Here is a 13,433-nt window from a genome sequence, read left to right on the forward strand (position 1 = left end):
CTTTAGCATGATGCACGCTGTACGGGTTGGACTTCTATTGCTAGGCAGTATTTTTTGTTGGGTTCATAGCTGGACACAGGACAACGCGTACCGTCAAAAAACCCTTGCAGCAACCGGCAATATGATCCAACTGGATTCCTTAAGTATTGCACCGAATTCACTAATCGTACGTTGTGGCGGAGAAATCATTTTACCTTACAATTACCTCATTGATTACGCAAAAGGGACGTTTCAATTGTTCCAACCCTGTTCGGATGAATTGACGGTTTCCTACCGTGTTTTGCCCTTTTCATTTGCAAAGAGCTATCAACTACGCGACACAAATATCATTTACACGCAAAACAAAGGAGACAGGGAAAAGTATCTGATTACCCCGACTGTGGAGCCTTTGGACTTAATGGGAGCAAACGGTCTGCGAAAATCGGGAAGTATCTCTAGGGGAATTACCTTTGGAAACCGGCAGGATTTATCTGTAAATTCCTCCCTGAACCTGGAATTATCCGGCTACATTGCACCGAATCTGCAGGTCCTGGCTTCTGTAACGGACGATAATTTACCCATTCAACCCGAAGGAAATACCAACAAATTGCAGGAGTTCGACCAGGTATTTATTCAGCTCTTCAATGACCGGTTTAAGTTGACTGCCGGGGATTTCTGGATTAGCAAGCCGGATGGCTACTTTTTAACGTATAAGAAAAGAGGACAGGGTCTGACAGGTGAATATTTTTGGAAGAAAGACAAAACAGGAACCATCAAAACCCAGGTAAGCGGTGCCTTGTCCAAAGGAAAATTCAACCGGCAGATCATTCAGGGTATAGAAGGAAATCAGGGGCCTTATCGCTTAAGAGGAAATGAAAATGAACCGTACATTATCATTCTTTCCGGAACGGAGCGCGTGTATATTGACGGAAGACAACTGAGTCGCGGACAGGAATACGATTACGTCATCGATTACAACACGTCGGAATTGACTTTTACTGCGAAGAACCTGATCACGAAAGACATCCGGATTGTTGTAGAATTCCAATATTCAGATCAGAATTATGCCCGTTCGCTCTTTCAGTTTTCAACAGCTGCTCAGGGCAAAAAACTGGATTGGTGGATCAATGCGTATTCGGAACAAGATGCGAAAAATCAACCGTTGCAGCAAAACCTGACAAACGACCAGAAAAAATTGTTGTCGGAAATTGGAGACAGCCTGGAATTAGCCCGTTATTCGGTGATCGATTCTGTTGGTTTCTCTGAAAACCTGGTCATGTACCAAATGGTAGATACCTTGGGATATGACAGTGTATTGGTGGCTTCTGTAGATCAGAGCCTGGCTTATTACAAAGCGCAATTCTCATACGTCGGTCCGGGAAAAGGGGATTATGTGTTTGAAAAATTCAATGCGATCGGTCGGGTATACAAATGGGTACAGCCGGTTGGTGGAGTTTCGGTAGGAGATTATGCACCGGTTTCCTTACTAATCACTCCGAAAAGACAGCAGTTGTTTACCGCCGGAGCAACTTACCGCTTCAATGAAAAGCTTAAAGTAACTTCGGAACTGGGAATGAGTGGTTACGATCTGAATACCTTTTCTACGCTGGACCGGTTTGATGACCGGGGTTATTCCATGCGAACCAGAGTAGAGCATTCGAATCCCTTCGGGAAAGACTCCGTTCCTGCCTGGAGTTGGAAAAAGCAGGTTGAAATAGAAATGCTGGACCCTTATTTCAAGCCGATAGAGCAATACAGAGCGGTAGAATTCGACCGTGACTGGAATACACGAAGTAGAGGATATACCGGAAACCAGGTCCTGACAACCGTGGGAACCAGTATTGAAAACAGGAATTATGGAAAGATCGGGATCAATGCACAGCAATATAAAATAGGTTCGGATTTTTCCGGATTGCGGACACAACTGATCACTTCCTGGAGACAGCGGGGATATCACGTCGCTATCGATGCAAGTTTTTTGACCGCAAAAAATGAAAGCACCAATCAGTTTTTACGGCACAAAGCGGATATTTCCAAACAAATCAAAAAAGTGCGTATCGGCTTCAAGGACGATCAGGAATTAAACCGTTTTATTCAGGGAGATTCGCTGCTAAGTCTCCGATCGTATAGTTTTTTCGACTATCAGGGCTACGTGGCTTTGGGGGATACTTCATCCGGGGAGTTGTTGCTGAGTTACCGTGAACGGGTCGACGGAAGATCGGATAGTACACGCTTGCGCAATGCTGCAAAAGCACGAACATTCCGGGCAGAATGGACGAAAAACAATTGGAAAAACCAGCGATTATACATGGTTGCAAACTACCGTGAACTGAAAATCCTGGATACGACTTTAATCACCCAGGCACCTGAAAATACCACGAATGGCCGGATCGATCACGATATCAAGTTCTGGAAAGGAACAATCAACCTGACTACCTTCTACGAAGTAGGTGCGGGATTGGAACAAAAAAAGGAGTTTATATACATCAAAGTAAATGACGGACAGGGTGTCTATACCTGGAACGATTACAACAACGATGGAATCAAGGACCTGAATGAATTTGAAATTGCCGCCTATGCAGACCAGGCAGGTTATATCCGCGTATTCACACCATCCAACGATTACATTAAGACTTATTCCAATGAGTACAACCAATCCGTAACACTTCGTCCGGAACGGATCTGGTCAAACAGTACCGGTGTGAAAAAAGTATTGGCACGGTTCTCCACCCAAACCCGTTTCAGGCTGCAACGCAAAACCAATGTATTTGACGGTGCAAGAGCCTATAATCCTTTTGTGGGAAGTATTGATGATAATTCGTTGATCAGTACGGCCAATGTCATTAAGAATACACTATACTTCAACCGGACAAATAATGTCGGAGGGGGGGACTACAGTTATGAAAGCTCAAAGACCAAAACATTGCTTGCCACGGGGTTCGATGGAAGAACCAAGGAATCACACGAGTTTAACGCACGAATTACCATTCTGAAAAAATTCAGTATTCAGTCTCAATTTGAAACAGGATTAAAAACATCTTCCGTCGATTATACCTCGGGGCGTAATTACCGCTTACATTACTGGCAATTAAAACCCTCGTTGATTTACCAGCCGAACACTTCACTTCGGTTTAGTATAGACGGACGTGTGGTTCAAAAGAAGAACGAAGAAAATTTGGGTGGCGAGCAGGCCGATATTTATGATATTGGAGTAAGTGGGAAATACAACCAAACCCAGAAGGGAAGTTTGCAGGGCCAGTTCAATGTGATCCGAATTGCATTCCGGGGAGATTCCAATACCCCGTTGGGTTTTGAATTGCTTGAAGCATTAAAACCCGGTATAAATTATGTTTGGAGTTTGGGTTACCAGCGTTCCTTATCTAAAAGCCTCCAGATTTCGGTTCAGTATAACGGACGGAAAAGTGAAGGAAATAAAATCATCCATGCGGGTGGAATGGAGGTGAAAGCCTTTTTCTAAAACCATAGACATAAAAAAACCGTAGGCACGCGATTAATCGCGTGCCTACGGTTTTTGGTTTTTTTATTAATGTCCTGCTCCTTCTTCCTCTTTCGGGAAACCTGCCATCATTTTCTCATAATCAGCCAACAATGCTTCTGCATCTGTAACTTTTCCATGAGCAATATCTGCTGCATTACTGTTTCCGTCTTTCTTCGCTTTTTCTTCTTCCGCCTTATACTTCTCAATGGAATTCTTCAGATTATCTCTTAAGTACCCAATATATTGAGGCATAAACATTTGCGTATACATCCCCCCTGTTTTGTATTCACTCTCGAAAATAGGCAAGGTACGTCTTTGGATTTTCGGTTCCTGTCGGGAGGCAAAGAACGTCATCGAGTTTAGTACTCCCAGTTTATCAAATCCCTGTACTACATTCGATTGGAAGATCTTTTCATAATATGCAATTTGATCGGCGTCTCCGTATTTTGCATAGATCATTGCAACCCCGGTTTGCATTTTGCTTGAGGGTTCATTTTCCAATCGTTTGCAAGCCTCGAGAGCAGCCTTGTTGTTCACTTTCGACAATTGAAGCAATGCAGCACTTATAACGGAATAGGACTGATCCTTTTGAATGATTTCAGTACACAATTGTTCCAGTTCAGGTCCGGAAACCATTCCTGCTAAAGCAGTAATTGCAGCTACGCGAACAGCAGAAACCGAATCGGAAGTTGCTAATTGTTTCACCCGGTTAATGGAAGCTGTTTTATTGTCACTGCTCATTTTCCCGATCTTTTCAATTGCAGTGGAGCGAATGTCCCAGAAAGGATCTTTTAATGCTTCCTGTGCTACTCTGGCAGCTTCAGGAGAACTGGATGGAATTTTTTGGAGTGCATTTTTTCGGTGAATGTAATGTTTCGAATTGTTCCATTGAAACGCGTACCAGGAAGGATCTTTTTTCTCTTCCATTTTGCATAGAAGCATTGCTTCCGCATCAAAGATCACATTCTTTACAGTCCCAGTTGTTGGAATACTTACGGTTGTGGATTCGTCATTGAACCATTGACGGGTAGTTGTTGCCCCGCGATCATCATAAACGGTCACATCAATCGGTAATTTGAACAAACCGAATTCTTTTATCTGCTTTTGGTTCACCGTAATCGAAACGGTATTTGCAGCGGCATCAGCGTTATATGAAACATCCAGTATCGGATGTCCTTTTCCCTGGTACCATTGATTGAAGAACCAATTCAAATCTTCCCCGCTTACTTCTTCGAAAGCCAGTCTTAGCTGGTGGAATTCAGCAGCTTTAAACTGATTTTGCTTCAAATAATTTTTTAAACCCTGGAAGAACGCGTCATCTCCGATGTATTTGCGAAGCATGTGCAGGATACGGCCTCCTTTGTTATAAGAATGTCCGTCAAACATATCTTCACGCGATTTGTAATCAAACCAAACCAGGTTGTGGTAACCTCCCTGGTCGGCAGATGCGAAATAACCCGCTGCTTCCTGCAAAGCCTGGAATTCCGCTTCGTCCAAACCATGACGGTGCTCATCCCACAAGAATTGAGAATAGTTTGCGAATGATTCGTTCAACGTTAAGTTCGACCAGGATTCACAAGTCACCAAATCACCGAACCAGTGGTGGAACAACTCGTGTGCGATCGTGGAATTATCGTTTTCATCCAACAATTCGCGTTGTGTTTTATAAGCATATTCTCCGAAGATAACTGCTCCGGTGTTCTCCATTGCTCCTGAAACATAATCTCTTACGATGATTTGAGAATATTTGTCCCATGGATATTCAACCCCCAATAATTGAGAGAAGAAACCGATCATTGCCGGAGTTTCCCCAAAAATCGCTTTCGCATCTTTTTCCCATTGCGGTTCTACATAGTAGTTCACCTCCATGGTTGATCCGTCCGGGCGTTTGTATGCATCTTTCACCACTTTGAATTCACCGACTCCCATCATAAATAGGTAAGGGGCATGAGGCAAATCCTGCTTCCAGTAATCTGTTCTGGTACCGTCTGCATTTTTGGTGGAACTCACTAATCTGCCATTGGACAGCGTTGCGTATTTATCCTGTACAGTAATGTAAATTTCTTGTTTGGTTTTGGAGTTCGGGGAATCGATGGTAGGGAACCAAACCGAGTTAGATTCTGTTTCTCCCTGAGTCCAGATCTGAGGCATTTTATTTGCTTCTTCTCCGCGTGGATTAATGAAGTAGAGGCCTTTGTCACTTGTAATCGCATTCGATCCGCCTGTTTTGCGTTCATCCGGTTTCGCGATGTAATCGATCACTACCGTAAAGTTTTCGTCACGGGTGTATGTTTTATCCAGTTTGATGGTCAACACATCGTCCTTATAATCATACTCAAGTGTTTTTCCGGTCATGGAAACATGTTTGATCTCCATTCCTTTTGCATCCAGGATCAATTCATTGGAGGCATAATAATGCGGCTTTGCCTGAAGGGTTTCTTTACCGATTAACCAGGATTTTGTCCAATCGAAGGAAACTTCCAGTTTCGTATTGATCAAATCAGTTAAAACCGTTCGGGAAGCGTGATATACTTTCGGTTTATCTTGCGTTGGCTCGCTTATTTCGGCAGTAGTGTTTGACTTCGAGTCGTTGCTTTGACTTGCCGCGTGCTCAGTGTCAGAATGTTTAGGTTGACAAGCTACCAGGACAAGAGCAACCAAATAGAATATTTTCTTCATTTTCGGGCGAATATGATTCGTAAATACATTGAAGGGCAAATATAGGAAACTAAGTTTTTTTTACAATCTTTTTCTAGATGAATGGACAAATAGTTCGTATTATTGTCGCAAAATTCTTACAGATGGAAACAGCTAATTGGACATCGGACGGAGAAGTCCTTCATGCTAACAGAGATGGGGTTCATATCCGTTGGGAAGACCAGCAGTTTTTTACAATTACTTATAAAGGCAAAAAATTTCGCGGAGAAGTCATGTCAAACCGCATGGAAGAAGGGTTACTGACACTGAAATTAAATCACCGTGTTTTTGAAGTGAAGAAAGGTGGCCCTTTGGATGAATTGATTGCTTCTCTTGGAATGGACAAGCCGAAATTGCGTAAATTGAAGCAATTGAAAGCTCCGATGCCGGGAAGAGTTGTTAGCGTGGCTGTTACCATTGGTCAATCCATTGAAGTAGGAGATGCTTTACTTACGCTGGAAGCAATGAAAATGGAGAACGTGCTCAAGGCGGAAGGTGTCGGAGTCGTTAAAGCTATTGCGGTCAATCCGCAGGATGTGGTAGATAAAGGAGGATTGTTGATTGAATTCGAGTAAGGAACTTTGAGTGTAATTCAAAATTTCAATCTGACGTAATAACGGAATACGACGTCATGGTTCAGAAATCCATTGATAAAAAAATAGTTAATAAGCATCCATTAAAAACGGCTCCGATTGGAGCCGTTAGTCGTATCAATAATATGTCTTTTTTTAATTTTTTTGCGGTGTGAACGCCTTGTTGATGATAGCAGGATAAACCGCGCCAAATTCTTTCATACACCATTCCCTTAAACGTTGAATTTCTTCTGAGTCAGACATCCATTTGATTGCTTTGGACAATTCTTTTTGGAATAACAATGGGTCAAAACTTACCCGAACCAGGATTTTTTTCGTTAGTTCAAACATGGGGTTCTGTTTATAATTTCATCTAATATAACGATCCCTTTTCGTATTTGGTATGTTAAAAATGTTAAAAGTTATGCACACAAAAAAACGTGTGCCCGTAACTTTCAGACACACGCTGCTTTATAGCCAATATTAAATTTTTAATGGAGGTGCTGTTCGATAACCTGGTAAATTTCTTCTGTTGTTTTATCGTACACATAGATTAAATAATGCATATTATCAACGTCGTATGAAGCCGGTAATTTATACGTGTAATTGACATAGTATTTGCCATTAGGGCCCAAATCTGATGCTTCCAGCACGCGACCGAATGCTTTTCCGTCAATACAGTCCCGCAAAATATCTTTGTGAACGTAATTGGCATTTCTGGTCAGATCCGGCATCAATTGCGGCCCTACCAATGAATCTTCACACACGTAAACAACCACCGCTAAATCATTTGTGATGTTATTATCTACTTTGTCCACTTCTACATGAAGGAAACTACCTCTGGTACTGGCAAAGTAGTTTGCATGTGATTGAATGTTTACACGAAGTGGTTTGTTTAACTCAACAGTGGTTTTCGAGGCCCACGTCTGCGGTGCACTGGTATTGTCGGTACCATTCAGTTGGCGGTTTACACTGCCGTTCGGGTTTCCGATGAATCCGGTTCCCGGTTTGGACCCGAAGTGAATTCCTATCTGAAAAGCCAGATCGTTATACAAAATGGTTGGATAATCAGGAAGCTCTTCCTCCTGGAAATTGGACATTCCTACCGGGCTGGTATGAACTCCCACTCCAAATACCCTTCCCGGGTTAGCATCTTCCAGGTTGTGCAGAAGCGCTGCTGCATTCGGGCAATTGAAGCAACGATGTCCCGTATAATCCTCAATCATGACGTTGGTAAACGTATTGGTATTTGCCGTGAATGTCGGCCAAAGCCCCTGTGAAACATAATATGCCGAATCACCATCCGGATACAAAGACCAATCGAGTGTGGAGTTCCCGGCAGCTTTCTCCGGATAAGCATTTTTCACTTTATCACAAGCCGTAAGGACTGTTGCGAAGATTGCGGTTAATACAATAAATTTCTTCATGTTCTGAATCTGATTAATTAGAAACTTTGCGTTAATGAAACGGTCAATCCGTTCGACGCGGGAACAAATCGGCAAACACCGCCTACACAGAATAATCCGGCGCGTTGTCGGCCATAATTCAAAGTTACGCGAGTTGCATCTTTTATCCAACCAAAAGATCCGATGACATAGTGTACTCTCAAATCTTTGTTTGAATTGCCATAATTGTACTGGTCCATAAATCCAAAGAACCAGTTCGGTGAAATGGTATATTCAAGTACCAGAGTTACCCAGTCACCTTTGTCTTTGGATGTTTGATAATCAAAGAGCGCCATTTTTTTATGCGTTGTGAATAAAGCCTGCAACTCCATTCTCAGGTTATGCTTTTTATTGATCTTCCAACCTGCTTCCAACACCCCGATGTGCGCATTGATGATACCATGTCCGTCTTCCGACACCTTTGAAACGTCGTTGTTAATTGCAATGTTAAAGTAGGATCCGATCAAATAAAACTTTTTATTGAACTTGTAGGTAATGTTTACGTTGATATCCTGCCAAAGCAAGCTGTCAGACATATCGAACGGATTTCCCTTATAGGTTACACGGGTAGAATCACCCGGCAGCCCGTATCCGTTTGTATGACGCAATGGCTTATAAGCCGTTGAATAATTGAAGTTGATTGGAATCCCGTATTTTCCTCCACCTTTTCCTTTCGGAATCGTATAAAGCACTTCGGCCTGGTAAGCAATTTCACCCAAAGGTTGTGTTGCATACGGATAAAGCGTTGCAACCAGGTTATACGTATGAGTTTTGTTCATCGCAGGTAAATAATTGATGAACAAATCGGCCAACCCTTTTGTTCGGTCGGAACGGTAACTCATATTGTCAACGGATTTTGCAGAAAGTGAGATCCCCAATCCTTTCCTGGAATACCCCAGATTAATCAGAGCGGCATGCCCCGGATTGTATATGTAACCGTTGTCATCACTCGGATCGTTGTCCTTGTGCGTATATTCCCCGTTCAAAGTGAATTTCTTGTAGCGCAACCCGATTCGTCCGCTGTAAGCTGCAACGTTTTCCGGAAGAATATACGTTTCATTGTCGTCTTTCTGGTATTTACTCACGAATGCTCCCCCGATAGTTACATCCAGATCGCTGGAATCCATTGCCGGGATCAATTCATTTAAGTGCAGCTGCAAGTCAACACCGCGGGTAATACCAACGGATTTGTCAACCCTTCCTCCCTGGAACGAATAGCGTTGATTTCCATAAACTGCTTTTAGCTGAATCCCTTTGTACGGACGCAAAATCACACGAGCTCCGTCCATGGCATTGTCGTACCCTAAATTTCGGTCTTCGTATGCTCTGAAAATCGTTCCCGAGCCGAATTGTTCGTAAAAGTTCCCCAAGGTGATATCTATGTAGTCATTAGACCAGCCAACGTAACGCATTCCAAGGCCTGTTCCGTCAAAACGGTTCGGATAACCGTTAATTCGAGGCAGATAGGATTCGAAGCGCACACCCGCTTTAAAATGAGAACCGGAATAAAACACATTCATATATGAATTCAGCAGGCCTCGTTCAGTCGGTTGAAGGGCTCCAATCAACGGGTCGGCGTTCAGGTATTGGAAAGTCGCTTCCATATTCCCGGTAATACCTCCTAACAGATTGGACTGTCCGAGCGCGCTGAACGACCCGGATAATACACAGATTCCTAAAATCCAGTTTTTCATCGAAGTATAATAAGTAGCTTATTTGTTTACTAGTTTTTTGATCTCTTCGTACAATTTTTCCTCGTCTCCGGGAGCATAATTGTTGTGAGAATAAACGATATTCCCGTTTTGGTCCACTAAAAATGTGTGAGGTACATTGTTAACACCCATAGCGCGTTTGAAATCACCGTTCGGGTCCATCAAAACCAGGTAGTCCCATCCTTTTCCGTCTACATAAACCGGTACCTGGTTTTTTGTTTTTTCGTCATCGATGGTTACGGCAACCAGGTTTACACCGGTTTCTTCCTGCCAATCCGGGTATAATTCATGAATGGTGTTTAATTCACGTTTACATGGAGAACACCAGGTTGCCCAAAAGGAAATTACAACCGGTCCTTTGAAACCCAATTCAGCAGTATTCACCGCTTTCCCATCCATGTCTACTAATTTTACAGAAGGAAGTTGTTTGACAACCAAAGGTTCATGGTCTTGAGCCATTGATAAAGAGGAAACAATAAGCCCTAAAAATAGGAACGCAATTTTTTTCATAGTTTAAATTTTAGCAACGGACAGTTCAAGTTCTGTGCCGAAATTCAAAGATACCTTTTCCTTAACACAATTTTAAACATGTGTTATCGGATAATATTGTATTCCTAAAAAATGTTAAGGTGCCGGGAAAGATTGTAATCCTAATAATCCTGATTTTCATCCGAATCAAACCGTTTACTCCCAAAAACCGACAGTTAAATCAAAAATTAACGATTATCTGTAGTAATGTGGTTGTTTTTTCCATCAAAAAATTGTAATCTTACTGATTGATATAAGAATTGGCCTATTGTTTGAGAAATAGATCGTGCTTATATTTGTGAAAACTGAAAATGCAATTATGAAAAAATTATACTCTTTAGTTACTGTTGTTTTACTTGCTTGCTCTACTGGTTTCGGGCAGGTAGAAATAAAACTATGGGATTCCGGTACGCAATCCGGTACAGGTAATGCCTTGAACGGAGAAGAATATGCTTATGTTGTTTCCACGGATGCTTTACAAAGCGTTGCTATCAATTTCAAAAACACTTCGGCAAGCACGAAGGTTTGGAAGATGGAGCGTTACAGAATTACTGACGCTGCTGCATGGGCAGATAATTTCTGCTGGGGAGCTCCCGGAGATCCATTCGGAATGTGTTATACCGCTTCTCAGATGAATACAAATCCATGGGCAAACCCGAATCAATATGATTTAACTGTTGCTGCAGGAGGATCTGCGAATTTAATGGCTGATACGGATACGCATGGTTCAGGAACTGAAAAATACCGTTTCTATTTAGTAGAAGGTGGTAACCGTGTGGATTCTGTAGATGTCTTGGTTACTTCTGTTTTAGGGGTGGCAGATCAGCAGCAGGAAGAAGTTTCTGTTTCTGTATATCCTAACCCGGTTGCAAACGTGTTAACTGTTAGCACAAAAGGTTTGGAAGGAACTGTTGAATTGAAAATGGTTGATGTACTTGGAAAAGTAGTTTTATCCGAATCAGGAGCACCAATCAACAAAGTAGATGTAAGCAACTTCAAGAACGGAGTTTACTTAGTATACGTTTACAACAAAGGAGATTTGGTTCAAACGAAACGAATCGTTATTAAGCATTAAGATTTAATCATATATATGGAAAGGAGTTCGCAAGCGGACTCCTTTTTTTGGGATTTTGTTCCGAATTCTCATTTGCTTTATCCTTGTTTTTAATTCAGTTCTTTTGTTCCGAATCTAATTTAAAAGCACAATGAAAAAATCACTGAACTTTTTGGCTATCTGTACGATGGCTGTAATCACATTTTCGTGTGAGAAGCAAGAAAATTTCCGAACAAATAATTCTAATAACGGAAACGATCAGGAAAAAACGATTAAGAACACACCACCTTCTACCTTGGTGTTGGTCCCAAGCTCATCCAGACCAAGAATTGCTTTCCTTCCGGATGGCGATGATTTCTTAGGTGTAACTCCATATGACGTCACTTCATTAAGAGATGGAATTTTCAGTTCAATGGGAGCAACTACCTGAGAAGTTTTTAATCCCAATCAATTTTTAGGCCTTCCTGTAAATGTTGCAGGAATAGTATTTAGCGGGTTAGCCGTAGATCGGGCAGCTAATTATTACGATCCACCCATCATGCTGTGCAGAAGTCGTTCATCCGAACATGCATTGTTTTTTGCAAGTGTAGATGCATCAAGTAATTACATTATTAACAATTATATCATTCTAAATGCTTCTTTTGCGCCAGCGAGCAGCGGATGGAGAATTTCTCATATTGAGTATCATTCTCAACTGATGTACGGGATTTTTTACAACTCATCGACTCAAGAATCGAAAATAGCCCAAATAGATAAAAACACCGGAAACACAACACTCATTAAATCGTTCCCGGGTGTTAAATTCGAAGGAATGGACTTTACGATTATTAGTAATCAACAAGGCATAAGTCCGGACAAAATGTACTTAAAAAGCGGTGTTGCCGTTGGTGTTACAACTTGTAAGATTTTTACGCTGAATTTGGCTAATCCGAACAGTTATTGGACAGTTCCAACAAACATTGCTACCAATTATTCCACTTCAGGTTCACCTAGCGGTGCGTTTTTGGTCGTCTCAAATCACACATCACCGATCTATATTTATGAGCCCTGGAATTCTATGGTTCATGGATATGATCCGGTAAATAATACAAGTAATACATACGTTACTCAAAAGCGGACAGTGACATTAACAACTCCAACTCCGACTCTTGGACCGGTTATAAATATTATGAGTCAGGCAATGAATGATGCGGCAAGATAATTTATAAATTATAATAGAGAAAGGGGCTTTGTAAAAAAAGCCCCTTTCTTGTTTCAGAACAATAATTCTTTCAACTCTTCCACCGCCTCAACAGCACTCTTGTTTATTTTGGTGAAAAGACTTTCAACCTGCATTTGGTCTGCCTTAGGGTCAATCAGGATTTTCTGACACGAAGTCTTCGTATAGTGAATGAGATTGGCAGCCGGGTAAACGCTGAGAGAAGTTCCTACAACGATCAATATATCCGCCTGCTTAATTAATTCTGCTGCTTCATATAAAAGCGGAACTTCTTCTCCGAACCAAACCACATGCGGCCTTAAGGGAAAACCATCATCACACAGGTCGGTCATTTTTAGTTCATGGCCTTCGATCGGGTAGTATTTCTTTTCTTTAGCAGGTCCGGAGCTCTTTGCATAACGAATATTGCCGTGTAAATGAAGCACATGGGAGCTTCCTGCCCGCTCGTGCAGGTCGTCGATATTCTGTGTAATTACCTGAACATGAAAATGTTCTTCGAGAGAACTGAAATAATGATGAGCCCGGTTTGGTTTTGCGCTTATAACATTGAGCCGTCTTTCGTTGTAGAATTTCTGGACCAAATCTGGATTATTTTGCCAGGCCCGGGGTGTTGCCACTTCCTCGATAGAGTAGTTTTCCCACAAGCCATCGGCATCTCGAAATGTTTTTATACCGCTTTCCGCACTAATCCCTGCTCCCGATAGAATAACGAGGTTACTTTTCATATC

General features: G+C 41.9%; 11 protein-coding genes. 5 read left to right on the forward strand and 6 right to left on the reverse strand.

The window, feature by feature from the left end:
- Positions 1-7: 7 nt before the first annotated feature.
- A complete protein-coding gene (locus tag FO442_RS06480) occupies positions 8-3,457 on the forward strand; it encodes a hypothetical protein (protein ID WP_144332351.1) in 3,450 nt (1,149 codons plus the stop codon).
- 66 nt (positions 3,458-3,523) lie between these two features.
- On the opposite strand, the gene FO442_RS06485 is transcribed toward FO442_RS06480, so the two are convergent.
- On the reverse strand, positions 3,524-6,157 hold the full coding sequence (locus FO442_RS06485) for a M1 family metallopeptidase (RefSeq protein ID WP_144332352.1): 2,634 nt from the start codon (positions 6,155-6,157) through the stop codon (positions 3,524-3,526).
- A 122-nt stretch (positions 6,158-6,279) separates the two neighbouring features.
- On the opposite strand from FO442_RS06485, the gene FO442_RS06490 reads away from it, so the two are divergent.
- Positions 6,280-6,750 (forward strand): acyl-CoA carboxylase biotin carboxyl carrier protein subunit, encoded by a 471-nt coding sequence (locus FO442_RS06490; protein ID WP_144332353.1) that lies wholly within the window; start codon positions 6,280-6,282, stop codon positions 6,748-6,750.
- Between the two features lie 153 nt (positions 6,751-6,903).
- Here the strand turns inward: FO442_RS06490 and FO442_RS06495 are convergent, their stop codons facing one another.
- The 4 genes from FO442_RS06495 to FO442_RS06510 form a co-directional block, all read right to left on the reverse strand.
- Complete coding sequence (locus FO442_RS06495; RefSeq protein WP_144332354.1) at positions 6,904-7,098, reverse strand: hypothetical protein; 195 nt, start codon at positions 7,096-7,098, stop codon at positions 6,904-6,906.
- 140 nt (positions 7,099-7,238) lie between these two features.
- A complete protein-coding gene (locus FO442_RS06500) occupies positions 7,239-8,174 on the reverse strand; it encodes an Omp28-related outer membrane protein (protein WP_144332355.1) in 936 nt (311 codons plus the stop codon).
- 17 nt (positions 8,175-8,191) lie between these two features.
- Positions 8,192-9,886: a DUF6029 family protein gene (locus FO442_RS06505; RefSeq protein ID WP_144332356.1), complete on the reverse strand. Its 1,695-nt coding sequence runs from the start codon at positions 9,884-9,886 to the stop codon at positions 8,192-8,194.
- 18 nt (positions 9,887-9,904) lie between these two features.
- On the reverse strand, positions 9,905-10,414 hold the full coding sequence (locus tag FO442_RS06510) for a TlpA family protein disulfide reductase (RefSeq protein WP_144332357.1): 510 nt from the start codon (positions 10,412-10,414) through the stop codon (positions 9,905-9,907).
- A gap of 337 nt (positions 10,415-10,751) precedes the next feature.
- Here FO442_RS06510 and FO442_RS06515 point away from each other — a divergent pair, with 337 nt between their 5' ends.
- The 3 genes from FO442_RS06515 to FO442_RS06525 all read left to right on the forward strand — a co-directional run bounded on the left by FO442_RS06515 (position 10,752) and on the right by FO442_RS06525 (position 12,687).
- Positions 10,752-11,507 carry a T9SS type A sorting domain-containing protein gene (locus FO442_RS06515; protein ID WP_144332358.1) on the forward strand — a complete coding sequence of 252 codons (756 nt, stop codon included), beginning with the start codon at positions 10,752-10,754 and terminating at the stop codon, positions 11,505-11,507.
- A 130-nt stretch (positions 11,508-11,637) separates the two neighbouring features.
- Positions 11,638-11,916, forward strand: a complete 279-nt coding sequence (locus FO442_RS06520; RefSeq protein ID WP_144332359.1) for a hypothetical protein — start codon at positions 11,638-11,640, stop codon at positions 11,914-11,916.
- Positions 11,917-12,024: 108 nt separating this feature from the next.
- Positions 12,025-12,687, forward strand: a complete 663-nt coding sequence (locus FO442_RS06525) for a hypothetical protein (protein ID WP_144332360.1) — start codon at positions 12,025-12,027, stop codon at positions 12,685-12,687.
- 53 nt (positions 12,688-12,740) lie between these two features.
- On the opposite strand, the gene FO442_RS06530 is transcribed toward FO442_RS06525, so the two are convergent.
- Positions 12,741-13,430 carry an SIR2 family NAD-dependent protein deacylase gene (locus FO442_RS06530; protein WP_144332361.1) on the reverse strand — a complete coding sequence of 230 codons (690 nt, stop codon included), beginning with the start codon at positions 13,428-13,430 and terminating at the stop codon, positions 12,741-12,743.
- Between the last annotated feature and the right edge of the window lie 3 nt (positions 13,431-13,433).

Origin of the sequence: Fluviicola chungangensis (assembly GCF_007558725.1) — a bacterium.
Classification (GTDB): domain Bacteria; phylum Bacteroidota; class Bacteroidia; order Flavobacteriales_D; family Crocinitomicaceae; genus Fluviicola; species Fluviicola chungangensis.

Excerpts from the sequence above, each read along its gene's own strand:
- FO442_RS06500 (WP_144332355.1), bottom strand. The coding sequence starts at position 8,174 with ATGAAGAAATTTATTGTATTAACCGCAATCTTCGCAACAGTCCTTACG.
- FO442_RS06520 (WP_144332359.1), top strand. The coding sequence starts at position 11,638 with ATGAAAAAATCACTGAACTTTTTGGCTATCTGTACGATGGCTGTAATC.
- FO442_RS06490 (WP_144332353.1), top strand. The coding sequence starts at position 6,280 with ATGGAAACAGCTAATTGGACATCGGACGGAGAAGTCCTTCATGCTAAC.
- FO442_RS06510 (WP_144332357.1), bottom strand. The coding sequence starts at position 10,414 with ATGAAAAAAATTGCGTTCCTATTTTTAGGGCTTATTGTTTCCTCTTTA.
- FO442_RS06530 (WP_144332361.1), bottom strand. The coding sequence starts at position 13,430 with ATGAAAAGTAACCTCGTTATTCTATCGGGAGCAGGGATTAGTGCGGAA.
- FO442_RS06480 (WP_144332351.1), top strand. The coding sequence starts at position 8 with ATGATGCACGCTGTACGGGTTGGACTTCTATTGCTAGGCAGTATTTTT.
- FO442_RS06495 (WP_144332354.1), bottom strand. The coding sequence starts at position 7,098 with ATGTTTGAACTAACGAAAAAAATCCTGGTTCGGGTAAGTTTTGACCCA.
- FO442_RS06515 (WP_144332358.1), top strand. The coding sequence starts at position 10,752 with ATGAAAAAATTATACTCTTTAGTTACTGTTGTTTTACTTGCTTGCTCT.
- FO442_RS06485 (WP_144332352.1), bottom strand. The coding sequence starts at position 6,157 with ATGAAGAAAATATTCTATTTGGTTGCTCTTGTCCTGGTAGCTTGTCAA.
- FO442_RS06505 (WP_144332356.1), bottom strand. The coding sequence starts at position 9,886 with ATGAAAAACTGGATTTTAGGAATCTGTGTATTATCCGGGTCGTTCAGC.
- FO442_RS06525 (WP_144332360.1), top strand. The coding sequence starts at position 12,025 with ATGCTGTGCAGAAGTCGTTCATCCGAACATGCATTGTTTTTTGCAAGT.